The sequence below is a fragment of the Pseudomonas sp. 5.2 genome (genome assembly GCF_059025405.1).
The window spans coordinates 24849-48546 of sequence record NZ_JBYBHH010000027.1 but is presented as its reverse complement, the minus strand read 5'-3'; the positions used below and the strand labels follow the sequence as shown (position 1 = coordinate 48546).

Genomic DNA, 23698 nt, shown 5'->3' with positions numbered 1-23698 from the left:
CGCGCATTCTACGCTTTCCTCAGAGCCTGTCAAGCGTTTATTTTGAAGTTTTTCGCGAGAAACTCGTTTGGCTTCAAACACTTGACTCGCTGCGATCTCTCGTAGCGGGAGGCGAATCATACAGCGTTTAGAAGCGCTGTCAACCACCATTTCAACCGCTGACGATCTTTCGATCGAAGCCCTTTCAACACTACCTGAATCGATTAACTCGTTGATACTCAAGGAGTTTCTCGTTCCAATCACGCTGGAAGTGGGGCGCATTATAAGGGGATTCGAAACCCCGTCAACCTTTAATTTCAAAAGCGTGACATCTTGCCCTCTGCCCACGTAAGTGCGCACTATAGTGCACACCCCTACCCGCCCAAGGATCGCCGCGCAGAGATGAACACCCAACCCCGCAGCCTGGCCGCCACCCTCTTCCCTATCGGCCTGCTGCTGATCGCCATGGCATCCATACAGTCCGGTGCGTCACTGGCCAAAAGCATGTTCCCCATCATCGGCGCCCAAGGCACCACAGCCCTGCGCCTGATCTTCGCCAGTATCATCATGCTGCTCATACTGCGCCCATGGCGCGTCCGCATGACCGCCACCACTCTGCGCAATGTCATCATCTATGGCATGGCACTTGGGGGCATGAACTTCCTCTTCTATATGGCACTACAAACAGTACCCATCGGTATCGCCGTGGCACTGGAGTTCACAGGGCCACTGGCGGTGGCGATCTTCTCCTCGCGCCGCCCTATCGACTTTCTCTGGATCGCGATGGCGATCGCCGGGCTGCTACTGTTGCTGCCAGCAGGCGATGGCGGCCAGGCTCTGGACCCGGTAGGTGCTGCGTATGCCTTGGGTGCGGGGGTGTGCTGGGCGCTTTATATCCTGTTCGGGCAGCGCGCCGGTGCCGAACACGGCATCCAGAGCGCCGCACTCGGCGTCGTGGTCGCCGCGCTGTTCGTTGCCCCCATCGGGGTGATTCATGCCGGCAGCGCACTGCTCACCCCAGCGGTCATTCCGATGGCACTGGGTGTCGCGATACTGTCCACCGCCCTGCCCTATAGCCTGGAAATGGTTGCCCTGACCCGCATGCCTGCACGCACCTTCGGCACCCTGATGAGCATCGAGCCGGCATTTGGCGCACTTTCAGGCCTTCTGTTCCTCGGCGAGGTATTGAGCACCACCCAATGGCTCGCGATTCTCGCCATCATCGTCGCGTCGGTAGGCACCACGTTGTCAATGCGCCAGACGCCAACCCCACCCGTCGCCGCAGACTGATATGAGAACTATTTTCATTTGAGACGGGATTAGTGATTGTAGCGGCCCGTCTCGCTGATTAAGCTGTCACACAGAATCAATAACTTTACGCGATCTGGTGGACCGAAGACGGACGCTGGGGATTTTCAGGAAGACAGCAGTGACAACGACAGGGCCCGACAAATGATCCGCCCTGCATTTAAGGAAGGGAATGAAACGTATTTTGCTCATTCTGGCCATTTTGGCTATTGCTGGATGTGCCGCCACGGCCAAGACTGAGGTCAAAAAGGGGAAGAAAGGCCTGCATATCAATTGCTCCGGCCTCTCCTCATCGTGGGATAACTGCTACAGCAAGGCCGCCACCTCCTGCAGCACCCGCGGTTACAAAGTCATTGCTCGCTCCGGCGATACCGACGAAGAGCAAGGCGATTACCTGTTCGGTATCAATCCAGCTGGCTATACCAGCCGCAGCATGATCGTCATCTGCAAGTGATGACTACCAGGCATTGAGTTCAAAGGGGCAGCGCGAGCGCTGCCCTTTTTATTCGTCATCACAGCGGCGCGGTACGCGCCTGTAGCCATGCCAGGGCCTCGCCCTTCAACAGCGGCGCAAGACGCTCATGCACACTCGCGTGGTAACCGTTCAGCCACGCCAACTCTTCCTTGGCAAGCAACTCGGGCAACAGGCAGCGTGTGTCGATCGGGCAAAGCGTCAAGGTCTCGAAGTTCAGGAAATCGCCGAACACACTCTTGCCCGCTTCCCGGCTTACCACCAGGTTCTCAATGCGCACGCCCCACTCACGCGGCCGGTAAGTACCCGGCTCGATCGAACTGATCATGCCCGCCTGCATGGCCGTTTGGGGCGTGGGCGCCGCCTGATAGGCAATCACCTGCGGCCCTTCGTGTACGTTCATGAAGTAACCCACGCCATGGCCGGTGCCGTGGCCATAGTCCACCTGATCGGCCCAGATCGGTGCCCGGGCAATGGCATCGAGCAGCGGCGAGAGGATCCCGCGGGGGAAGGTAGCGCGCGATAACGCAATCATGCCCTTGAGCACACGCGTGCAATCCTGCTTCTGCTCAAGCGTAGGGTTACCCACCGGCACCATCCGGGTAATGTCGGTAGTCCCCCCCAGGTACTGCCCCCCGGAATCGATCAGCAGTAAACCGTCACCTTCGATGACCGCATGCGATTGCTCGGTGGCGCGGTAATGAGGCATCGCGCCATTGCCATTAAAGGCGGCAATGGTCGAGAAACTCAACGACACGAAGTCTGGACGGCGGGCACGGGCGGCGCTCAATCGCTCATCGACCGTCAGCTCGGTAATGACCTCATGGCCCAGAGCCCCCTCGAACCAGGCGAAAAATTCGCACAAGGCGGCGCCGTCCTGCTCCATGGCCCGGCGAATATGCACAAGATCATCCTCACCCTTGCACGACTTGCTCAGCGTGGTGGGGTTAACCCCCTCGACCAGCTCAACGCCTGAGGGCAGGTTTTCCAGCAAACCGCAGGTGACCCGCGCCGGGTCGACCAACAGGCGACTGCCTGAAGGCACGGCGCCCAGGGCCTGACCGATTTCGGCATAGTCACGCACCTCAATGCCATCAACCGCCAACACTTGGCGCAGATGCTCATCGACCTTGTCCTGGCCCACGAACACCGTCGCCTGCTGCTGACTGATCAGGGCAAAGGAAACAAAGACTGGGTTGTAGGACACATCGCTGCCACGCAGATTGAAGAGCCAGGCGATGTCATCCAGGGTGGCTATGAAATGCCAGTCAGCGCCCTTGGCCTTCAAGGTCTCACGCAACTGGGCGAGTTTGTCTGCCCGGTTCTGCGTGGCATGCGGCGGCAAGTGTTGGTAGACCGGGTTGCTCGGCAGCCGCGGGCGCCCCTCCCAAACCTTGCCAAGCACGTCCTTGTCCGTCACCAGCCGCACATCCCGGGCCTTCAGACGCTCACCCAGCAAACGCGCCGACGCCAAGGCCATGACAGCACCGTCCACTGCCACGACACCCTGTGGCTCGACATGCTCACCCAGCCATTCCAGCGCGCCCGGCTTGCCTGGCAGCAGCTTCATCAGCTCGATGCCACTGCCTGCCAGCTCATGCTCGGCCTGCTCCCAATAGCGGCTGTCAACCCAGAGCCCGGCAAACCCCGCCGTGACCACCAGCGTGCCGACCGACCCTTGGAAGCCGGACAGCCATTGGCGCCCCTGCCAGAAACCAGGCAGGTACTCGGAAAGATGAGGGTCGGCCGAGGGCACCAGCAGCGCATCGACCCCCTCTGCGCCCATGGCCTGACGCACCCGCGCCAGGCGCTCCGGCACAGTTTGCTCAATCGTGGTCTGAACGTTCATGCGCACTCCTGCGAAAACATCTCTACTGATTTCAGACTATCGATAATGGTACAGCCACCCCTGCCCTGCAATCACGGCGACCGGCCTGCGGCATGCATTGCCCATCACGCCCTCTGCAATCAGGACATTTCCTACATCAGAACCAGGACCACCGATCACATCCTGCTGAACTTCCCAAAAACCCCGGCTTCACACCAAGTACATTCATTGCAGACAGGCCACCCCCTATGCCCGCTGCCGGTGACGCGAAAACCGCCGTTGTGCTGCTCGACACCCGCCAGCACACGCCTGACCATGAACATGCTGTACACCTCAAGCTTGCCGATGGGCTGGCGCAACTGCTGGGTTGCGCACACGTGTATCTCGACCCGCCCCCCACGCCCAGCGACCGCTACTACTACCTGCCGACCGAAACACTGATCGAACCGCAGCGCCATGCAGCCTTGGGTATCCGCACCGAACAGGACCTGTTCGGCGGGCTGGTCGCTTTTCCTTATATGGCGACCAAGGCGATTTCCCACCCGCTGCCGGCCGCCGCCAGCTTCCCCCCAGGCTGGACCGACGCCTTCGCCCTTCAGGCCAGTGATGCGCTGTTGCGTGGCTATACCGTATTCAGCAAGGCCGACGCTCGCAATGCCGCACGCTTGCTCCTGCTTGATGGCCCTCTACGGATCAAGCCGGTGCTGGCCTGTGCCGGGCGGGGGCAGCAGGTCATCGACACACTGGATGCGCTGGAGCCGTTACTGGCCGACATGGACGACCAAGACCTTGCCGTCTGGGGGTTGGTGCTCGAAGAAGACCTGAGCGAGGTGCAGACCTTCAGTGTTGGCCAAGTGCGTGTCGCCGGCCTGACCTGTAGCTACCACGGCACTCAGCAACTGACGCACGACCACCAGGGCACAGAGGTCTATGGCGGCTCCGATCTGGTCGTAGTGCGCGGTGATTACCAGGCGTTGCTGCAACTGCCGTTGGAAGACCACCTGCGCCTGGCGATCAACCAAGCCATGGTCTACGAACGTGCCGCAGAGCAGCACTTCCCAGGCTTCGTGGCGTCAAGACGTAACTACGACATTGCCCGCGGCACCACCGCCCAAGGCCATGTACGCAGCGGCGTGCTTGAACAATCCTGGCGTCTGGGCGGTGCCAGCAGTGCAGAACTGCTGGCCCTGCAGGCCTTCGCCGCTGAGCCGACACTGCAGCGGGTGCGTGCTTCGACCCATGAAGTGTTCGGCACGCCCGACCTGCCCACTGACGCCACCCTCTTCTACCAAGGAATCGACAGTGAACTCGGACAACTCAGCAAATTTGCGCGGATTCGCGAACATGAGCATTCAGAGTGAGACCATTGAGCTGCACGTCGAGAACGACAGCATCGTCGGCACCCTGGTCAGCCCTGGCAGCAAGATGCCCGGCATACTCTTCGTCCACGGCTGGGGCGGTAGCCAGCAACGCGACCTGGCCCGCGCCCGGCACATTACCGGGCTGGGGTGCGTGTGCATGACCTTCGACTTGCGCGGGCATGAAAAGACCGAAAGCCAACGCCTGACCGTCTCCCGCGAACAGAACCTCAACGACCTGCTGGCAGCCTACGACCGCCTGGTCAGTCACCCCAGCGTGGACAGCAATTCCATTGCCATCATTGGCAGCAGCTATGGCGGTTACCTGGCCACCTTGTTGACGCGGTTGCGGCCAGTACGGTGGTTGGCAATGCGGGTACCTGCCCTGTACTGGGACGATGAGTGGGAAACCCCCAAGCAAACCCTTGATCGGCAGCGGCTAAACGCCTACCGCCAGCGCCAGCTTGGCCCGGCGGATAACCGCGCACTGGCCGCGTGCGCCGAATTCGGCGGCGATGTGTTACTGGTGGAGTCCGAACATGATGACTATGTACCCCACAGCACACTGATGAGCTACCGCTCGGCATTCATCAGCGCCCATTCGCTGACCCACCGCATCGTCGACGGTGCCGACCACGCCTTGTCCAGCGAAGAAAGCCAGAAAGCCTACAGCTCGATTCTCGCGTCATGGATCAGCGAGATGGTCATTGGCGCACGCCTGGACCGCTACCCACACTACGCGCCCTGGTATGCCTAAGGCTCACCGACCTGGCAATGCAGGCCACCGTCAGCATTGCGGACCAGGCTGCGCAGTGTCTGGTAGGCCGCGAAGTTGACGCCCCGCGCCTGGTGCTGGCACAACAGGTCGAGAAAGGGTTCTTCAACGAAACGGTCTGCGGCCGCCGCCCAGGCCTGGCGCGATTGCCATTGCAGGTACTGGAGGACCCGGCTGCCATCATCACTGGCCTGGATGCTCACGCCCTGCAAGCCCTCACAACCTGCGGCCAATGCTTCGCTGCGTACCACCAGGGCCTGGGCCAGCGCCACTTGCTGCAGCGCAGGCACTTCGTATTCGATCATCAGGGTAAACCACAGAGAATGAGGCGTTGCCGTCATGAAAAGTCTCCTTGCTCCGGACGCCAATGGCGTGATGGTGAGCAGGGTAAAACCTCAAGTTAAGTCAAGGTCAAGTGTTTTTTGCTGCCGCACGAGCGGTCGCTGGCTCAACCTGAAACTGCAAAGCGTCGTCGATATTCACTGGGCGTCAAACCGGTGATGCGCTGAAACACTTTGCGGAAAGCGCCCGGGTCCTGATAACCCACACCCCAGGCGATCTGTTCGACATTGCGCTGGGTAAATTCCAGCAACCGACAGGCGCGCCCTACCCGTACTTGCTGGCAATACTCGGTCGGGCGTAAACCGGTGGCAGCCCGAAAGCGCCGTAGAAAGGTCCGCTCCTCAAGGCCTGCACAAGCGGCCATGGCGGCCAGGTCGGCATCCTGCCCACCATTGCCCTGTAACCAGTGCTGCACTTTGAGCACCGCCTCATCGCCATGGTCCAGGCGGGGGTTGAACAATGCCCCCGGCAACGGCGCCGCCACGGGTTCGACAGCCAGGTAGCGAGCCGTCTCGCGCGCCACCGTCGCCCCCATAAACCGCTCCAGCAGGCGCAAGCCCAGCTCGGTCCAGGCCATCAGCCCGGCCGACGTCATGATGTCACCGTCGTCCAGCAGCGGCTGGTTCGCCTCCACCCGCACCAGGGGAAAACGCTGTGCAAGCGCTTGCACGTAGTTCCAATGGGTACATGCCGGGCGCCCGTCGAGCAGCCCACTGGCCGCGATAAAAAACACGCCGATGCACACCGACGCCAGCACCGTGCCGCGCCCGTGGAGCTGATTCAAGGGCAGGCGATGGCGCGCAAGCAGCTCAGCGTGTGGCGCCGAGTCCAGGCTTGGCGGAATGATCATCACCCTCAGCGCCGTGGCCGCCTCAGAGCCGCTATCCTCAACCCACTGCAACAACCCCGCTTCATCGACCTGCCAGTGGCTGACGCGGATCTGCGGCAGCTCGACAGCGCCCAACTCGGCGGCAACCCGGTTGGCCACCGTGAACAGGTCGGTCAGGCCATGCACGGCCGCACGCTGCGCCCCTGGGTAAAGCAGCAGGCCGATGTCCAGGCGCGCAGGGTTGTCAGTTTTTGCCCTCATTGTGTCGGTCGTGCCAATCCTCAGGTCGAAGCGCACAGCCTATAACTATCGTCATTCAACGACCACTGCCGCAGGAGGCAACATGAGCAAGCAAGCGCTGATCATCATCGACATCCAGAACGACTATTTCCCCGGTGGCAAATGGACCCTCGACGGCGCAGACCAGGCAGCCAACAACGCCGCCCGGCTGTTGGCGGCCGCGCGTGAGCGGGGCGACCTGGTGGTGCATGTGCGGCATGAGTTCGAAAGTGCCGATGCGCCGTTCTTCGCACCGGGCTCCCCCGGCGCGGCCATCCACGCCAAGGTGCAACCCAAGGCCGGTGAGCCGGTGGTGCTCAAGCACAAGGTCAATGCGTTTCTCGGTACCGACCTCAAACACACGCTGGACCAGCAAGGGGTCGAGGCACTGACCATCGTCGGCAGCATGAGCCACATGTGCATCGATGCAGCGACCCGCGCCGCCGCCGATTATGGCTACGACGTGACTGTGGCTCACGACGCCTGCGCGACCTTGCCGCTGGCGTTCGATGGCAAACAGGTACCGGCGGCCCATGTACACGACTCGGCAATGGCGGCGCTGGCGTTTGCCTACGCCAAGGTGGTGAAGACCGATGAGCTGCTCGGCAAATGATCGCGCCCCGCCTTTAAGGCGAGTTGTCAGATCACCACATTGCGCACAAAGCGCACCGCCACGGCGCCATCGTTGCGGTAGGCGTAGCGGCAGTTACTGGGGAAGACATGAAACTGGCCAACCTGCAGGCAATACTCGGCCTGCTCGATGACTAATGTGAGCTGCCCTTCGGCCACATAGATCTGCTCGCTCCAGCCATCGGCATCGGCCTCGCTGACATAGCACTCGCCCGGTGCCAGGGTCCACTCCCAGAGTTCGACCTCACGCCGGGCGGTGCTGCTACCCAGCAGCACTGCCTTGCTTTGCGGATGCTCACCGGCCCAGGCCAGTTCGTCGATGCGGCTGGGGTCGCGCCGCTCGGGCGCCTGGATCAACGTACTGAACGCCACCCCCAAGGCCTCGGCGATCAAATCGAGCGTGGTAAGGCTGACATTCTTCTCACCCGCCTCGATCGCCACCAACATGCGTCGGCTGACGCCAGAACGCTCGGCCAAGGCAGACTGGCTCATACCCGCTGCGTGACGCAGGCTGCGTACGTTGAGGCTAACATGCTGTAACACCGATGCCCGGTGCGTGGAATTTTTGTGCACTGTATTGCTCGCTGATCGTGACTGCGCAGTATACTGCCCACTTTGCGCAGATTGTGCGCCGCCCCCTCCGAGTGCGCAAGACCATGAGCCAACCCACCTGCAAGCCCAATACACGCGTTTCTTTGCGCCTGAGCAAAGCCGAACTGATGCTGGTGTTCATCACCATGCTGTGGGGTGGCACCTTCTTGCTGGTGCATAACGTGATGACGGTCAGCGGCCCGATGTTCTTCGTCGGCCTGCGTTTTGCTGCGGCGGCGTTGTTCGTTGGCGCGATCTCGGCACGCGCGCTGTCGGGGCTGACCTTTACCGAACTCAAGGCGGGCGTACTGATCGGCGTCTCGATCATGCTCGGCTACGGCTTGCAGACCATGGGCCTGCAAACCATCAGCAGCAGCCAGTCCGCGTTCATCACCGCGCTGTATGTACCCTTCGTGCCGTTGTTGCAATGGCTGGTGCTTGGCCGCCGCCCCGGCCTGATGCCCAGCCTCGGCATCTGCCTGGCATTCCTTGGCCTGATGTTGCTGGCAGGGCCGGAAGGCGGCAGCTTGCACTTCAGCGAAGGCGAGATGGTGACCCTGGTCAGCGCCATCGCCATCGCCGGCGAGATCATCCTGATCAGCCGCTATGCCGGCCAGGTCGATGTGCGCCGCGTGACCGTGGTGCAGCTGGCCACCGCGTCGTTGCTGTCATTCCTGATGATCGTGCCGACCCAGGAGCGCCTCCCCGACTTCTCCTGGCTGTTGGTGATGAGTGCGGTAGGGCTCGGCGCCATGAGCGCAGTGATCCAGCTGGCCATGAACTGGGCACAAAAGTCGGTTTCACCCACCCGCGCCACGCTGATCTATGCGGGCGAGCCTGTGTGGGCCGGGATCGTCGGGCGCATCGCCGGCGAGCGTCTGCCCGGTGTGGCGTTGATTGGCGGGCTGCTGATCGTGATCGCCGTGGTGGTCAGCGAATTGAAGGTGCGCCGCCCCCGCGAAAGCGCCACAACGCGCGAAGCGCAGGATGAAGCCGAGCACCAAACAGGCCTGTAAACCGGCCAACTCCAGCTATGCTTTGTAAAAAACTGTTATAAAAAAATACCTTGTAACACCGTATTTGTACGATTCTGCGACAGCTTGCGTGTTGGTGATCAACTGCTCGGCACGTATGATCCTTGGCAAACCTCTCCAGAATAGAACGCTATGTCCTTGATAGTGCTATTGCTTCTGCCGTTCGTGGGCAGTTGCCTGGCAGCCGTGCTGCCGCACAACGCACGAAACGCCGAGTCCATACTCGCCGGGCTTGTCGCCTTGGTCGGTACGGTCCAGGTAGCACTGCTGTACCCCCAAGTTGCCAACGGTGGCGTGATTCGCGAGGAATTCCTCTGGCTGCCCAGCCTGGGGTTGAACCTTGTATTGCGCATGGACGGCTTCGCCTGGCTGTTCTCGCTGCTGGTACTGGGCATCGGCACACTGGTGTCGCTGTACGCCCGCTACTACATGTCGCCGCAGGATCCGGTACCGCGCTTCTTCGCCTTCTTCCTCGCGTTCATGGGCGCCATGCTGGGCCTGGTGATCTCCGGTAACCTGATCCAGCTGGTGTTCTTCTGGGAGCTGACCAGCCTGTTCTCGTTCCTGCTGATCGGCTATTGGCACCACCGCGCCGATGCCCGACGCGGCGCCTACATGGCGCTGATGGTCACCGGTGCCGGCGGCCTGTGCTTGCTGGTCGGGGCGCTACTACTGGGCCATGTGGTCGGCAGCTACGACCTGGACAAGGTCCTGGCTGCCGGCGACCTCATCCGCCAGCACGCGCTGTATCCGGTGCTGCTGCCTTTGATCCTGATTGGCGCCTTGAGCAAGAGTGCGCAGTTCCCCTTCCAGTTCTGGCTGCCCCACGCGATGGCAGCACCCACGCCGGTCTCGGCCTATCTGCATTCGGCAACCATGGTCAAGGCCGGGGTGTTCCTGCTGGCGCGGCTTTGGCCTGTGCTGTCAGGCAGCGAGGAGTGGTTCTGGATCGTCGGCGGCGCCGGCGCCATCACACTGCTGCTCGGCGCCTTCGCCGCGATGTTCCAGAACGACCTCAAGGGACTGCTGGCCTACTCCACCATCAGCCATCTGGGCCTGATCACCCTGCTGCTGGGCCTCAACAGCCCACTGGCAGCGGTCGCCGCGGTGTTTCATATTCTCAACCATGCCACCTTCAAGGCCTCGCTGTTCATGGCCGCCGGCATCATCGACCACGAGAGCGGCACACGCGATATCCGACGGCTTAGCGGCCTGATCCGCCTGGTGCCCTACACCGCGACCCTGGCCATGGTAGCCAGCGCTTCGATGGCCGGCGTGCCGCTGATGAACGGCTTCCTGTCCAAAGAGATGTTCTTCGCCGAAACGGTATTCATCAGCTCCACCGCCTGGGTCGAAACCGCCCTGCCGGTAATCGCCACCCTGGCCGGTACATTCAGCGTGGCCTACGCCCTGCGCTTCACGGTCGATGTGTTCTTCGGGCCACCCGCCCAGGACCTGCCCCATACTCCCCACGAACCGCCGCGCTGGATGCGTGCGCCGGTCGAGTTGCTGGTGCTCACCTGCCTGGTGGTCGGTATTTTCCCCGCGCAGTCGGTAGGCCCGCTGCTGGCGGCGGCAGCCCTGCCGGTGGTGGGCGGTACGTTACCGGAATACAGCCTGGCCATCTGGCACGGCTGGAATGCACCCTTGATCATGAGCCTGATCGCCATGAGCGGCGGGATCGTGCTGTACCTGCTGCTGCGCAAGCAGTTGCGCCTGGGGCGCTTCCCTTATCCGCCGCTGATCGAGCGCTTCAATGGCAAGCGCCTGTTCGAGCATGGCCAGGTCCACCTGATGCTGCTGGCCCGGCGAATCGAAAACCTGCTGACCACGCGCCGCCTGCAAGCGCAGTTGTTCATGCTGGTGCTGGCGGCGTTTCTGGCCGGCCTCACGCCCATGCTCTACAGCGGCCTGACCTGGGGCGAGCGCCCGAAAATTCCGGGCTCCGGTGTATTTGTCGCACTCTGGCTGATCGCCATCGCTTGCGCCATCGGCGCCGCCTACCAAGCCAAGTATCACCGCCTGGCCGCCTTGATCATGGTCAGTGTCTGCGGCCTGATGACCTGCATCACCTTCGTCTGGTTCTCGGCGCCCGACCTGGCCCTGACTCAACTGGTAGTGGAAGTGGTCACCACCGTGCTGATCCTGCTCGGCCTGCGCTGGCTGCCGCGCCGTATCGAGGGCGTGTCGCCGCTGCCCGGCAGCCTGGAGCGCGCCCGCATGCGTCGCCTGCGCGACCTGTTGCTGGCCGTGCTGGTGGGCGGCGGCATGGCGATTCTGTCCTATGCCATGCTGACCCGGCCGACCCCCAACGACATTTCTTCGTTCTACCTGAGCCGCGCCCTGCCCCAGGGCGGCGGCACCAATGTGGTCAATGTGATGCTGGTCGATTTCCGTGGCTTCGACACCCTCGGTGAAATCACCGTGCTGGTCGCCGTGGCCCTGACCGTATTCGCCCTGCTGCGACGCTTCCGCCCACCCAAAGAGAGCATGCAACTGCCCGCCCAGCAACGCCAGCTGGCGCCCGACGTGGTCACCGACCTGATCAACCCGCGCCACGCTACGGACACCGCGCTAGGCTTCATGATGGTGCCTGCGGTGCTGGTGCGGCTGTTGCTGCCGATCGCCCTGCTGGTATCGATGTACCTGTTCATGCGCGGCCACAACCAGCCGGGCGGCGGCTTTGTCGCAGGCCTGGTGATGTCGGTGGCGTTCATCCTGCAGTACATGGTCGCCGGTACCCAGTGGGTCGAAGCGCAGATGAGCCTGCGCCCGCTGCGCTGGATGGGCACCGGCCTCCTCTGCGCGACCCTGACCGGGGTAGGCGCCATGCTGCTCGGCTACCCCTTCCTGACCACGCACACCGCCCACTTGCACCTGCCCGTGCTGGGTGATGTGCATGTGGCCAGCGCGCTGTTCTTCGACGTCGGCGTGTACACCGTGGTGGTCGGCTCGACCCTGCTGATCCTCACTGCCTTGGCGCACCAATCGGTGCGCGCCTACCGCCCGGGCAACCCGTCGAAATCCAGCCAAGCAGGAGCCGCCTGATGGAAGAAGTCATTGCAGTCGCCATCGGTGTACTGGCCGCCTCCGGGGTGTGGTTGATCCTGCGCCCACGGACCTACCAGGTGATCATGGGCCTGTGCCTGTTGTCGTACGGGGTCAACCTGTTCATCTTCAGCATGGGCAGCCTGTTCATCGGCAAGGAACCGATCATCAAGGACGGCGTCACCCAAGACTTGCTGCACTACACCGACCCGCTCCCGCAAGCCTTGGTGCTCACCGCCATCGTCATCAGCTTCGCCATGACCGCGCTGTTTCTGGTCGTGCTGCTGGCCTCGCGCGGCTTGACCGGTACCGACCACGTCGATGGCCGGGAGCGTGACGAATGAGTGGTATGAGTCAACTGATCGTCGCGCCCATCCTGCTGCCCCTCATCACGGCGGCAATCATGCTGTTGCTGGGCGAGAAACACCGGCGGATCAAGGCGCGGCTTAACCTGCTGTCCACCTTCGCTGGCCTGGCCATCGCGGTCAGCCTGCTGCTGTGGGTCCGCACCCAAGGCCAAGCCGAATCGATCGGTGTCTACCTGCCGGGCAACTGGCCTGCACCGTTTGGCATCGTGCTGGTGGTGGACCACCTGTCTGCCTTGCTGCTGACCCTGACCGGCATCATCGGCTTCAGCGCCCTGCTGTTTGCCCGGGCCCGTTGGGACAGTGCCGGCGCCAGCTTCCACGCGCTGTTCCAAATCCAGCTGATGGGGCTGTACGGTGCCTTCCTGACCGCCGACCTGTTCAACTTGTTCGTGTTCTTCGAGGTGCTGCTGGCCGCGTCCTACGGTTTGCTGCTGCATGGCTCGGGGCGTGCCAGGGTCAAGGCGGGCCTGCACTATATCGCCATCAACCTGTTCGCTTCGTCGTTGTTCCTGGTGGGCGCGGCGATGCTCTATGGCGTGACAGGCACCCTGAACATGGCCGACCTTGCGCTGAAGATCCCGCTGGTGCCAGAGGCCGACCGAGGCCTGCTGCATGCGGGCGCCGCCATCCTCGCCATGGCGTTTCTGGCCAAGGCCGGTATCTGGCCGCTGAATTTCTGGCTGGTGCCGGCCTACGCCTCGGCCAGCGCACCGGTTGCCGCGCTGTTCGCGATCATGACCAAAGTCGGCCTGTATGCCGTGCTGCGCCTGTGGACGCTGCTGTTCTCCGGGCAGGCCGGCGCCTCGGCGCAGTTTGGCGGCGAGTGGCTGGTGTACGGGGGGCTGGTCACACTGGCCGTGGCCGCGGTCTCGATACTGGCCGCACAGCGCCTGGAACGCATGGCTGCACTGAGCATCCTGGTGTCCGCCGGCACCCTGCTCGCGGCCGTCGGCTTTGCCCAGCCGGCGTTAACGGGTGCGGCCTTGTTCTACCTGGTCAACTCGACCCTGGCGTTGTGCGCGTTGTTCCTGCTCGCCGAGCTGGTCGAGCGCTCGCGCTCAGCCAATGAAGCGCCGCTGGATGACGAAGAAGATGCCATGCCTTCTCCCCTGGAATCGCTGCACCCACCCAAGGGCATCAACCTCGATGATGAACAAAAGGTGGTGATCGGCCAGATCATCCCCTGGACCATGGCCTTCCTCGGCCTGAGCTTCATCGCCTGCGCGCTGCTGATCATCGGCATGCCGCCGCTGTCGGGCTTCGTCGGCAAACTCAACCTGATCAACGCGCTGTTCAACCCGCTGGGGCTGGGTATCGCGCCGGAGCAACCGCTGACAGCGGCAGGTTGGGGCCTGGTGGCACTGCTGGTGCTGTCCGGCATGGCGTCGTTGATCGCCTTCGGCCGCGTGGGCATCCAGCGTTTCTGGAAGCCCGAAGAGCGCCCCTCGCCGCTGCTGCGTCGTTATGAATGCCTGCCAATCGTCATCCTGCTGGGCCTGTGCATCATCCTCAGCCTCAAGGCCGAGCCGCTGCTGCGCTACACCCAGGACACGGCGGCCAGCCTGCAGGCACCCGATACCTACATCAAAGCGGTGATGGCCGCTCGGCCAATCCCCGGCCCGACCTCCCTCGACGTGGAGGTACTGCCATGAAGCGCCTGTTTCCCGCCCCACTGCTGTCGGTCTCGCTGTTCGGCCTGTGGTTGCTGCTGAACCTGTCGGTCAGCGCCGGCAACCTGCTGCTGGGTGCCATCCTCGGCATTTTTGCACCTCTGCTAATGGCCCCCCTACGCCCTCAGCACGCCCATGTGCAGCGGCCTTGGGTGATTGCCAAGTTGATTGGCCGGGTCGGCCTGGATGTGATCGTGTCCAACCTGCTGGTGGCCCGTGGCGTTCTGCGTGCGGGCAAGCAGCCGCCGCGCTCGGCATTCGTGCACATTCCGCTGGCCTTGCGCGATGCCCATGGCTTGGCTGCCCTGTCGATGATCACCACGGTGGTACCTGGCACGGTTTGGTCCGAACTGGCGCTGGACCGCAGCGTGCTGTTGCTGCATGTGTTCGACCTTGAGGATGAAGCCGCCTTCATTGAGCATTTCAAGCACACCTACGAACGCCCGCTGATGGAGATTTTCCAATGACAGGCCTGCTCGCCAACGCTGTACTTGCCAGCCTGTTCATCTTCGCCCTGGCCATGGCCCTGGCACTGATCAGGCTGTTCCGCGGCCCGTCCGCCCAGGACCGAGTGCTGGCACTGGACTACCTGTACATCCTGGCCATGCTGACGATGCTGGTACTGGGGATCCGTTATGCCAGCGACACCTACTTCGAAGGTGCCCTGCTGATTGCACTGTTCGGCTTTGTCGGCTCGTTCGCCCTGGCCAAGTTCCTGCTACGTGGTGAGGTGATCGAATGACCGAAGCGCTACAACTGCCCTTCTGGCTTGAACTGGTCACCGCTGCGCTGCTGCTGATCGGCAGCCTGTTCGCCCTGATCGGTGCCGTGGGCCTGGTGCGCCTGAAGGATTACTTTCAGCGCATGCACCCACCCGCGCTGGCCTCCACCATTGGCGCATGGTGTGTTGCCCTGGCCTCGATCATCTACTTTTCGTGGCTTAAAGAAGGGCCCGTTCTGCACGCCTGGCTGATCCCGATCCTGTTGTCGATCACGGTGCCGGTCACCACACTCTTGCTGGCCAGGGCTGCGCTGTTTCGCAAGCGGATGTCCAAAGAGGCGGTACCTGAAGAAGTCAGTAGCGGCAGCGACCGCGGCCATTGACCGGTTGCAGCCTCAGCCCTGGCTGAGGCGCTGCAGCTCACGTCGCACCATGGCGGCATACGGTGGCGGGCTGAGTCGATAGAGCTCGCCTGCCACCCAGCTCAGCCAAGCGCCTTGCAGCGCTTCACGTTGGGCCAACAGCCGTTCGGCTTGCGCCAGCGCATCCGCCTGGTGCTGGTGATGGAACTCGGCACGCGACACAGGCGTGTTGTCGCGCTCGGTCATTCACTGGCCTTGAACGTGGTCAGCTCACCCTTGCGCCACTTCGCGACTTTGCCAGTCACTGCCTTGAGCAGCTTACCCAACCCTTCCTGCACTTGCTGTTGCGCGGCAAAGACCAGCATCACGCCATTGCCTTCGCGCAACACGACACCCTCGCCTTCAGGCACGGAAACAAAGGCGTAGTCGCCAACACCGTAGACGTTGAACTTGATGTCTCGAAAGCGCATTTCCAGCTTGCCACCCTCGCGGCTGGGCAATACCGCAGCGCGGAAGTGATCGCCAACCTTCAGTTCCAGACGCTGTTTGTCATCGACCACCAATGCGCTTTCGGTGTCGATCTCGGCCATGTACAGGCCTTCAGGACTTTGTTCGGTGACATAAACAAAGCGGCCCTGGAACAGCTGGGCCAATTTACCGCGCAAATCGCCCAAGGCGAACAAGGCGTGGGTATCAAGTGTGCTGACTGCCAATGAAGTGATCCTCAATCGGTTACATCCCGCCCCCACACACGCTCGGTGAGGCACGGCCATTACATATCGATAGGCGAAAAGAGTAATAAAGCGATGCGCTGATGTCTGTATCCGCTGGCACTGCAGCCTGCAGGAATCTTTACTCTGGCTTGCCAGATATGGCCTAAGTGCAGGTTTTCGGCAAATTCCCAACGCGGGAAGCGTAATGCCTGACAACAAACCCGCCAGAAAAGATGCGATAGGTAGTTGCAGAGCGCTCGACAGAACGGGCTCTGAAATCCATCAGCGCATTACTGGGGAAGGAATATGCACGAAAACACCGAAATCCGTCGAGAGGCAAAGTACATTTCTTACATCGCCAGCACTCATGCAACGCCACGTTACGTTGTCATACCGGCAGGTATCCGCTTCTTTCATGTCACCGAAAGCGCCACGGGCCGGGTCAAAGGGTTTCGCTGCCGGCATCAGGACGCGTGTGAGCTGGCCCGCCATCTGGAGCAATGACGGCCGTCAGGCGGCCAGGCCTTTTCTGAGTTGCTGCATCCAGGCCGCCTGGCACTCCAGCGCCTCGTCACGGGTGGCGAACGCCGTGCCACGGCGCTCGCCATTGACCAGCACCACCCAACAAATACGCTTACCCAACGCCTGCAGAGTGGCAGGTACCCCCGAGCCAATCATCACGGCTACATCGACACGGCTATTCATCATCCCCTCCGGAATTTAATTAGCACCCTAACGATAAAGCCATGATACGCCTGCCTGCACGTAGTAAACAGCGCATCTCGGTACAGCAGTGTTACGCCACAGGCAACAAATCTGGGCATATCACGCACAAACGCAAAAAGCCCCAGGGATTGCTCCGTGGGGCTTCACGCACTGCGCGCGATCAGACCTGGCGCTGGTGGCGGTCGAGCTGCTCGTGGCGTTCCTGGGCTTCGATGCAGTACTTGGTGGTCGGGCTGATCAGCAAACGCTTCAGGCCAATCGGCTCACCACTGTCATCGCACCAGCCGAAGCTCTCGTCAGCGATACGGTCCAACGCCATTTCAAGCTGTGGCAGCAAACGCTGGTCGCGGTCGATGGCATTGACCAACCAGCTACGCTCTTCTTCTACCGAAGCCACGTCAGCAGGGTCCGACGGAGTGTCCAGGCCCTCGATGGTGGCACGGCTCAACTCGATGCGCTCATGGGTTTCGACTTTCATCGACTGCAGCAGGCCAGTGAAGAAGGCGAGCTGATCAGCGTTCATGTAGTCATCGGCCGACATGGCCAGCAACTGTTCCTTGGTCATCGATTTCTCTATGAAAAATGTGCATTTGGGCGATTCGGGTGCCGCCGACGCCAGTGCATCGGCAGCGGAATTCTTCAAGCGCCAACCGGCACTCTTTTACAGGGGGCGGCAGTCTAAGGCGCCACGTCGCGTGGAGCAACTGCAATCGGAGGCGAATTTGATTCGATTGAGCAGAATCCGCTGGTCGGTGCTCGGGTGGCAGGGGTTGCGGGCGCGTCTGGGCTGATGGGCGCCTGCCTTGGGTTATGCATAGCCCATGAGATCGAGCGCCGCCCGCGCGGCGCATCGCGAGCAACGCTCGCTCCTACGTTTGTTTAGGGCCAGTGACGCCTGTGCCAGCGCGCGCGACCGCCTTGTTTGTACGGCTCAGTGTTGAGGCGTGCACCAAGGGGACGCGCGCCAATGCCCCAGAAATAATTGGCCCGAAACAAACGTAGGAGCGAGCGTTGCTCGCGATGCGCCGCGCGGGCGGCGCTCGATCTCCCAGACGCCACCCACCTCACGCCATACCCTACAGGCGGGATCAACGATCCTTGAACTGTGCCTCGCGCTTGGCGATAAAAGCGCTCATGCCTTCCTTCTGGTCTTCAGTGGCAAAGGCCGCATGGAACACCCGACGCTCGAAACGCACCCCCTCACTCAGGGTCACTTCAAAGGCCCGGTTGACACTTTCCTTGACCATCATGCTCACCGGGATCGACTTGCTGGCGATGGTCGCCGCCACCTTCAGCGCTTCTTCGACCAGCTCGGCCTGCGGTACCACACGCGCCACCAGCCCGGCACGTTCGGCCTCCTCGGCGCCCATCAAGCGCCCTGTCAGGCACAGTTCCATGGCCTTGGCTTTGCCCACCGCGCGGGTCAGCCGCTGGGTGCCGCCCATGCCCGGCAACACCCCAAGGTTGATCTCAGGCTGGCCAAACCGGGCATTGTCCGCTGCCAGAATGAAGTCGCACATCATCGCCAGCTCACACCCCCCGCCCAGGGCAAAACCCGACACCGCCGCAATGATCGGTTTGCGCCGATTGGCAATCCGGTCTGCGTCACTGAACAGGTCGTCGACGTAGATCTGAGGGTACTGGAGGTCGGCCATTTCCTTGATATCGGCACCTGCGGCAAAGGCCTTGGCCGAGCCGGTCAGCACCACGCAGCCGATGTTCGGGTCACGCTCGAGCTGGTCCAGGGCCTGGTTGATCTCGCCGACGATCTGCGCATTGAGCGCATTGAGCGCCTGCGGCCGGTTGAGGGTGATCAGGCCGACCTTGCCGTGGATGTCCAACAGGATGGTTTCGAATGCCATGCAGACTGCTCCTTCAAAGATTGCGCGCAATGACCATGCGCTGAATGTCGCTGGTGCCTTCGTAAATCTGGCAGACCCGAACGTCGCGGTAGATCCGCTCCAGCGGGAAGTCACTCAGATAGCCATAACCGCCCAGGGTCTGCAAGGCGTCCGAACAGACCTTTTCGGCCATTTCCGAGGCAAACAGCTTGGCCATCGACGCCTCCGTCAAGGCCGGCCGCCCGGCATCACGCAAGGCCGCGGCGTGCAGCACCATCTGCCGGGCCACGGCAATGCGCGTGGCCATGTCGGCCAGGCGGAAGGCCACGGCCTGGTGCTCGATCAGCGGCTTGCCGAAGCTCTGCCGCTCCTTGGCATAGTCGCGGGCCACCTCGAAGGCCGCCCGGGCCATGCCGACCGACTGCGACGCAATGCCAATACGGCCCCCTTCAAGGTTGGCCAGGGCAATCTTGTAACCCTGCCCCTCTTCGCCCAGGCGATTGGCGACCGGCACTCGCACATTGTCGAAGACAATCTGGCAGGTGTCCGAGGCATGCTGGCCGAGTTTGTCTTCGACCCTGGCAACCTGGTAGCCCGGCGAATCGGTCGGCACGATGAACGCCGTGATGCCACGCTTGCCCGCCTCCGGGTCAGTGACCGCGAAGACGATGACCACGCCAGCATTCTGGCCGGAGGTGATGAACTGCTTGCTGCCGTTGAGCACGTAGTGGTCGCCGTCCAGGCGTGCGCGGGTCTTCAGGCTGCTGGCATCGGAGCCGGCTTGGGGCTCGGTGAGGGCGAAGGCGCCGATCATCGCGCCGCTGGCCAGCGGGGCCAGAAACTGCTGCTTCTGCTGCTCGGTGCCGAATTTCAGGATGGGCACGCAGCCCACCGAGTTGTGCACGCTCATGATGGTCGAACAGGCACCATCGCCTGCGGCAATTTCTTCAAGGGCCATGGCGTACGCCACATAGCCTGTGTCACTGCCGCCGTACTGCTCCGGCACCAGCATGCCGAACAGGCCAAGGGCGGCCATCTCGTCAATGGCTTCCCGCGGGAAGCGGTGGGCCTTGTCCCATTGCTCAGCGAACGGGCGCAGGCGCTCCTGGGCAAAGTCACGCACGGCGTCGGCGATCTGTTGTTGCTCGTCAGTTACCAACATGGTTCACCTCAATACAGGCATTCGACGGCCATGGCCGTGGCCTCGCCACCGCCGATGCAGATGGCCGCCACGCCGCGGCGCAGGTTGTTTTGGCGCAGGGCCGACAGCAAGGTCACCAGAATGCGCGCGCCTGAGGCGCCGATCGGGTGGCCCAAGGCGCAGGCACCGCCATGGATATTGACCTTGTCGTGTGGCAGGTCGAGGTGTTTCATGGCCGCCAGGGTCACCACGGCAAACGCTTCGTTGATCTCGAACAGGTCCACCTCGGCCAGGTTCCAGCCGGTGCGCTTCATCAGTTTGTCGATGGCCCCGATCGGTGCGGTGGGGAACAGCGCGGGCGCATCGGCAAAAGCGGCGTGGCCATGGATCACGGCCAAAGGTTTCAAGCCGCGCTTTTCGGCTTCGCTGCGGCGCATCAGCACCAGCGCAGCAGCGCCGTCGGAAATTGAGCTGGCGTTGGCGGCCGTCACCGTACCGCCTTCACGGAAGGCCGGTTTAAGCTGCGGGATCTTGTCCAGGCGCGCCTTGGGCGGCTGCTCGTCATCCTTGATGACGCGTTTTTCCTTGCCCTCAGTGACTTCCACTGGAACGATCTCGGCGCTAAAACGGCCCTGCTTGATCGCGTCCTGAGCACGGGTCAGCGAGCTGATGGCAAAGGCATCCTGGGCTTCGCGGCTGAAAGCGCCAGCCTGGGCGCAATCCTCGGCGAAGGTGCCCATCAAACGGCCTTTGTCGTAGGCGTCTTCGAGGCCATCCATGAACATATGGTCGATGATCTTGCCATGGCCCATGCGGTAGCCACCCCGGGCCTTGTCCAGCAGGTAGGGCGCGTTGGTCATGCTCTCCATGCCGCCCGCCACCACCACATCGGCGCTGCCGGCCAGCAGCAGGTCATGGGCCATGATCGCGGCCTGCATGCCAGAACCACACATCTTGTTCAAGGTGGTGCAGGTGGTGTGTTTGTCCAAGCCGGCGCCCAGCGCTGCCTGGCGCGCGGGGGCCTGGCCCAGGCCTGCCGGCAGCACGCAACCGAACAGTACCTGTTCGACGCTGGTGGCTTCGATGCCGGCGCGCTCGACCGCAGCGCGAATCGCTGCGGCACCCAGCTGCGGTGCGGTGAGGCTCTTGAGGTCGCCCTGCAGGCCGCCCATAGGCGTGCGCACGGCGCTGACGATGACAATTGGGTCGTTGGCGAGGGTCATGTTCATTACTCCTTACTTGGCAGCCATGCGCAGCGCGCCGTCGAGGCGGATCACCTCGCCGTTGAGCATGCTGTTCTCGATGATGTGGCGGGCCAGTGCGGCGTATTCCTGAGGGCGGCCCAGGCGCGGCGGGAACGGCACCCCAGCGGCCAGCGAGTCACGCACTTCCTGGGTCATGCCGGCCATCATCGGGGTTTCGAAAATGCCCGGGGCGATGGTCATCACGCGGATACCGAAACGCGCCAGCTCACGGGCCGTTGGCAGCGTGAGGCTGGCGATGGCGCCCTTGGAGGCCGCGTAGGCGGCCTGGCCGATCTGCCCGTCATAGGCAGCGATAGAGGCGGTATTGATGATCACCCCGCGCTCGCCACTCTCATCCGCCGGCCCCTCGGCCATCGCTGCCGCCGTCAGGCGCAACAGGTTGAAGCTGCCGATCAGGTTGACGTTGATGACCTTGGCGAAACTGGCCAGGCCATGCGGGCCTTGTTTGCCCAGGACTTTCTCGGCGCCGACGATACCGGCGCAGTTGACCAGCCCATGCAGGCTGCCAAACGCGCTGACGGCGGCGTCGACCGCAGCCGTGGCGGCCTGCTCGTCGCTGATGTCGGCGACCGCGAAGCGGGCGTTGTCGCCCAGCTCACGCGCCTTGGCTTCAACCGCCTGGGCATTGAGGTCGACCAGCATGACCTTGGCACCGGCCTCGATCAGCATCTGTGCGGTGGCGGCACCCAGCCCGGATGCGGCGCCACTGACGATAAAGTGTTTGTTGGCTATTTGCATGGTGTCGTTCCTTTAGGCACTGGCGTGAGCGGCCAGTTGGGCCTGTTGTTTGGCGATTTCCTGGTTGCGCAGGATGAAGCGTTGCAGCTTGCCGCTCGGGGTCTTGGGCAGCTCGCTGACGAATTCGATTTCGCGGGGGTAGGCGTGGGCGTACAGCCGCTTGCGCACGTGCTGGCGCAGGGTTTCTTCCAGCTCGGGGGTGCCCTCGACGCCTTTGGCCAGTACGACGAACGCTTTGATCAGCTCGGTACGTTCAGGGTCGGGCTTGCCGACCACCGCCGCCTCGACCACTGCCGGGTGCTCGATCAGCGCGCTCTCCACGTCGAAGGGGCCAACCCGGTAGCCGGAGGTGGTGATCACGTCGTCGCTGCGGCCCACGAAGCTGATGCTGCCATCGGCATTCAGTTCGACCGTATCGCCGCTGAGGTAATACTTGCCGACGAAGGCTTTGGTCGGCACGCCGTGGTAACCACCAAACCAGCACAACGGCGACTGCTCGCGGTCCACGGCGAGGATGCCGGGCTGGCCAGGCTGCAGCTCCGCGCCCTGCTCGTCCAGCACCACGATGCGGTGCCCGGGGATGGCGAAGCCGGCAGACCCCAGGTGCACCGGGTGCTCCAGGCCATGGTGGTTGCACAACACCATGCCCAGTTCGGTCTGCCCATAATGGTCGTGGATGGTTACCCCTAGCTCGTCGGCAAACCAGCGGATCACCTCTGGGTTGAGCGGCTCGCCGGCGCTGCTGACCACCCGCAGGCGGCCTTTGATCGGTGCGGAAAATTCGCTGCCTGCCGCGATCAACAGGCGGTACGCGGTCGGCGAGCCGGCCAGGTTGGTGATGCCAAACCGGTCGATGATCCGCGCGCAGCTTTCAACGCTGAACGGGCCATCGTAGAAGGTGGTGGCATGGCCCAGCGCCAGCGGGCCGGTGACCGCGTAGTAAAGCCCATAGGCCCAGCCCGGGTCGGCCAGGTTCCAGAAGTTGTCTTCCGGCCGGAGGTCGATGGCGTCGCGCATGTAACCCTGGAAGGCAACGATCGCGCGCAGCGGCACTTCGAGGGGTTTGGCCGGGCCTGTAGTGCCGGAAGTGAACATCAACAGGAAAGGGTCATCGCCCGAGCGCATGACCGGCGGGCAGTGCTCGGCGGCGCTGTCCAGGCTCTGCTGGAAGTCCAGCTCGCCGACGCGAGCCAGCACGCTGATGATTGTTGGGCAACCGTGCACCTCATCCAGCTTGGCGCGGTTCTGGCTGTCGGTGACCACCACCTTGGCCCCGGACTGCTCCAGGCGATGCTCGATGGCCTTAGGCCCGAACGCAGTAAACAGCGGCTGATAGACAGCACCCAGGCGCCACGTGGCAAGGATGGTCACCAGCAACTGCGGGGTGCGCGGCATCAGGCCGGCAACGCGGTCCCCCGCTTTTACACCCTGGGCCTTGAGCACGTTGGCAAAGCGCGCGGCCTGCTCGCACAGCGTATCGAATGTGAACGGCTGGCTTTCGCCGTCACGGTTCACCCACAGCAGCGCGAGCTTATCGCGGCCCACATGGCGGTCGCAGCATTCGACGCAGGCGTTGAGCGCAGACAGATCGCCCTGCAGGGCATCAGCGGCGGCCTGGGCATGGTCGAAGGCACGAGCGGCCTCGGCGTAGTTACGCATCATCAGACTCCTGGCTTTTTA

At 62.7% G+C, this 23698-nt stretch carries 27 protein-coding genes; 13 read left to right on the top strand and 14 right to left on the bottom strand.

Annotation, left to right across the window (positions count from 1 at the left end):
* Window positions 1–222, bottom strand: a 222-nt coding sequence (locus tag AC5PZ0_RS27155; RefSeq protein ID WP_493856116.1) for a hypothetical protein, incomplete at its 3' end; no start/stop codon positions are given.
* Between the two features lie 159 nt (window positions 223–381).
* Here AC5PZ0_RS27155 and rhtA point away from each other — a divergent pair.
* Window positions 382–1269 (top strand): threonine/homoserine exporter RhtA, encoded by an 888-nt coding sequence (gene rhtA, locus AC5PZ0_RS27150; RefSeq protein ID WP_027596535.1) that lies wholly within the window; start codon window positions 382–384, stop codon window positions 1267–1269.
* A 190-nt stretch (window positions 1270–1459) separates the two neighbouring features.
* A complete protein-coding gene (locus AC5PZ0_RS27145) occupies window positions 1460–1741 on the top strand; it encodes a hypothetical protein (RefSeq protein WP_027596536.1) in 282 nt (93 codons plus the stop codon).
* A 58-nt stretch (window positions 1742–1799) separates the two neighbouring features.
* On the opposite strand, the gene AC5PZ0_RS27140 is transcribed toward AC5PZ0_RS27145, so the two are convergent.
* Window positions 1800–3608 carry an aminopeptidase P family protein gene (locus AC5PZ0_RS27140; protein ID WP_493856115.1) on the bottom strand — a complete coding sequence of 603 codons (1809 nt, stop codon included), beginning with the start codon at window positions 3606–3608 and terminating at the stop codon, window positions 1800–1802.
* 227 nt (window positions 3609–3835) lie between these two features.
* On the opposite strand from AC5PZ0_RS27140, the gene AC5PZ0_RS27135 reads away from it, so the two are divergent.
* Both AC5PZ0_RS27135 and AC5PZ0_RS27130 read left to right on the top strand, forming a co-directional pair.
* Entirely contained in the window at window positions 3836–4948 is a 1113-nt protein-coding gene (locus AC5PZ0_RS27135; RefSeq protein ID WP_493856114.1) for a DUF3182 family protein, read from the top strand.
* Window positions 4932–5702 carry an alpha/beta hydrolase family protein gene (locus tag AC5PZ0_RS27130; protein WP_493856113.1) on the top strand — a complete coding sequence of 257 codons (771 nt, stop codon included), beginning with the start codon at window positions 4932–4934 and terminating at the stop codon, window positions 5700–5702. Before AC5PZ0_RS27135 ends, AC5PZ0_RS27130 begins: the two co-directional genes overlap by 17 nt.
* Here AC5PZ0_RS27130 and AC5PZ0_RS27125 read toward each other — a convergent pair.
* Together AC5PZ0_RS27125 and AC5PZ0_RS27120 are read right to left on the bottom strand one after the other, a co-directional pair.
* Window positions 5699–6061 (bottom strand): antibiotic biosynthesis monooxygenase, encoded by a 363-nt coding sequence (locus AC5PZ0_RS27125; protein ID WP_493856112.1) that lies wholly within the window; start codon window positions 6059–6061, stop codon window positions 5699–5701. The genes AC5PZ0_RS27130 and AC5PZ0_RS27125 overlap by 4 nt on opposite strands.
* Before the next feature lie 107 nt (window positions 6062–6168).
* Entirely contained in the window at window positions 6169–7152 is a 984-nt protein-coding gene (locus tag AC5PZ0_RS27120) for a GlxA family transcriptional regulator (RefSeq protein ID WP_493856111.1), read from the bottom strand.
* A gap of 82 nt (window positions 7153–7234) precedes the next feature.
* On the opposite strand from AC5PZ0_RS27120, the gene AC5PZ0_RS27115 reads away from it, so the two are divergent.
* A complete protein-coding gene (locus tag AC5PZ0_RS27115) occupies window positions 7235–7783 on the top strand; it encodes a cysteine hydrolase family protein (RefSeq protein ID WP_099429968.1) in 549 nt (182 codons plus the stop codon).
* A gap of 26 nt (window positions 7784–7809) precedes the next feature.
* Here the strand turns inward: AC5PZ0_RS27115 and AC5PZ0_RS27110 are convergent, their stop codons facing one another.
* On the bottom strand, window positions 7810–8373 hold the full coding sequence (locus tag AC5PZ0_RS27110) for a helix-turn-helix domain-containing protein (RefSeq protein ID WP_099429969.1): 564 nt from the start codon (window positions 8371–8373) through the stop codon (window positions 7810–7812).
* Window positions 8374–8456: 83 nt separating this feature from the next.
* Here AC5PZ0_RS27110 and AC5PZ0_RS27105 point away from each other — a divergent pair, with 83 nt between their 5' ends.
* From AC5PZ0_RS27105 to AC5PZ0_RS27075, 7 genes are all read left to right on the top strand, one after another.
* Complete coding sequence (locus tag AC5PZ0_RS27105) at window positions 8457–9407, top strand: DMT family transporter (protein ID WP_099430943.1); 951 nt, start codon at window positions 8457–8459, stop codon at window positions 9405–9407.
* A 150-nt stretch (window positions 9408–9557) separates the two neighbouring features.
* On the top strand, window positions 9558–12473 hold the full coding sequence (locus tag AC5PZ0_RS27100) for a monovalent cation/H+ antiporter subunit A (protein ID WP_493856110.1): 2916 nt from the start codon (window positions 9558–9560) through the stop codon (window positions 12471–12473).
* Window positions 12473–12817: a Na+/H+ antiporter subunit C gene (locus AC5PZ0_RS27095; RefSeq protein ID WP_003250128.1), complete on the top strand. Its 345-nt coding sequence runs from the start codon at window positions 12473–12475 to the stop codon at window positions 12815–12817. Before AC5PZ0_RS27100 ends, AC5PZ0_RS27095 begins: the two co-directional genes overlap by 1 nt.
* Window positions 12814–14493 (top strand): monovalent cation/H+ antiporter subunit D, encoded by a 1680-nt coding sequence (locus AC5PZ0_RS27090; RefSeq protein ID WP_027596546.1) that lies wholly within the window; start codon window positions 12814–12816, stop codon window positions 14491–14493. The genes AC5PZ0_RS27095 and AC5PZ0_RS27090 overlap by 4 nt, the downstream gene beginning before the upstream one ends.
* Window positions 14490–14978, top strand: a complete 489-nt coding sequence (locus tag AC5PZ0_RS27085; protein WP_027596547.1) for a Na+/H+ antiporter subunit E — start codon at window positions 14490–14492, stop codon at window positions 14976–14978. The genes AC5PZ0_RS27090 and AC5PZ0_RS27085 overlap by 4 nt, the downstream gene beginning before the upstream one ends.
* A complete protein-coding gene (locus tag AC5PZ0_RS27080; protein WP_003259015.1) occupies window positions 14975–15253 on the top strand; it encodes a K+/H+ antiporter subunit F in 279 nt (92 codons plus the stop codon). The genes AC5PZ0_RS27085 and AC5PZ0_RS27080 overlap by 4 nt, the downstream gene beginning before the upstream one ends.
* Window positions 15250–15615 carry a Na+/H+ antiporter subunit G gene (locus AC5PZ0_RS27075; RefSeq protein WP_027596548.1) on the top strand — a complete coding sequence of 122 codons (366 nt, stop codon included), beginning with the start codon at window positions 15250–15252 and terminating at the stop codon, window positions 15613–15615. Before AC5PZ0_RS27080 ends, AC5PZ0_RS27075 begins: the two co-directional genes overlap by 4 nt.
* Window positions 15616–15627: 12 nt before the next feature.
* Here the strand turns inward: AC5PZ0_RS27075 and AC5PZ0_RS27070 are convergent, their stop codons facing one another.
* Together AC5PZ0_RS27070 and AC5PZ0_RS27065 are read right to left on the bottom strand one after the other, a co-directional pair.
* Complete coding sequence (locus AC5PZ0_RS27070; protein WP_493856109.1) at window positions 15628–15840, bottom strand: hypothetical protein; 213 nt, start codon at window positions 15838–15840, stop codon at window positions 15628–15630.
* Window positions 15837–16307, bottom strand: a complete 471-nt coding sequence (locus tag AC5PZ0_RS27065; RefSeq protein ID WP_027596550.1) for a hypothetical protein — start codon at window positions 16305–16307, stop codon at window positions 15837–15839. Before AC5PZ0_RS27065 ends, AC5PZ0_RS27070 begins: the two co-directional genes overlap by 4 nt.
* Window positions 16308–16613: 306 nt before the next feature.
* On the opposite strand from AC5PZ0_RS27065, the gene AC5PZ0_RS27060 reads away from it, so the two are divergent.
* Complete coding sequence (locus AC5PZ0_RS27060; RefSeq protein ID WP_493856108.1) at window positions 16614–16811, top strand: hypothetical protein; 198 nt, start codon at window positions 16614–16616, stop codon at window positions 16809–16811.
* A 6-nt stretch (window positions 16812–16817) separates the two neighbouring features.
* On the opposite strand, the gene AC5PZ0_RS27055 is transcribed toward AC5PZ0_RS27060, so the two are convergent.
* The 7 genes from AC5PZ0_RS27055 to AC5PZ0_RS27025 form a co-directional block, all read right to left on the bottom strand.
* On the bottom strand, window positions 16818–17012 hold the full coding sequence (locus tag AC5PZ0_RS27055; RefSeq protein WP_027596551.1) for a hypothetical protein: 195 nt from the start codon (window positions 17010–17012) through the stop codon (window positions 16818–16820).
* Between the two features lie 181 nt (window positions 17013–17193).
* Complete coding sequence (locus AC5PZ0_RS27050) at window positions 17194–17598, bottom strand: TraR/DksA family transcriptional regulator (RefSeq protein ID WP_027596552.1); 405 nt, start codon at window positions 17596–17598, stop codon at window positions 17194–17196.
* Window positions 17599–18121: 523 nt separating this feature from the next.
* Complete coding sequence (locus AC5PZ0_RS27045; protein ID WP_099429973.1) at window positions 18122–18895, bottom strand: enoyl-CoA hydratase; 774 nt, start codon at window positions 18893–18895, stop codon at window positions 18122–18124.
* 13 nt (window positions 18896–18908) lie between these two features.
* Window positions 18909–20036 carry an acyl-CoA dehydrogenase gene (locus AC5PZ0_RS27040; protein ID WP_027596554.1) on the bottom strand — a complete coding sequence of 376 codons (1128 nt, stop codon included), beginning with the start codon at window positions 20034–20036 and terminating at the stop codon, window positions 18909–18911.
* Window positions 20037–20044: 8 nt separating this feature from the next.
* Window positions 20045–21238, bottom strand: coding sequence for an acetyl-CoA C-acyltransferase (locus AC5PZ0_RS27035; protein WP_238216230.1), 1194 nt, complete (start codon window positions 21236–21238; stop codon window positions 20045–20047).
* A gap of 12 nt (window positions 21239–21250) precedes the next feature.
* Window positions 21251–22018: an SDR family NAD(P)-dependent oxidoreductase gene (locus AC5PZ0_RS27030; RefSeq protein ID WP_275750109.1), complete on the bottom strand. Its 768-nt coding sequence runs from the start codon at window positions 22016–22018 to the stop codon at window positions 21251–21253.
* 12 nt (window positions 22019–22030) lie between these two features.
* Complete coding sequence (locus tag AC5PZ0_RS27025) at window positions 22031–23677, bottom strand: acyl-CoA synthetase (protein WP_493856107.1); 1647 nt, start codon at window positions 23675–23677, stop codon at window positions 22031–22033.
* Window positions 23678–23698: the final 21 nt, after the last annotated feature.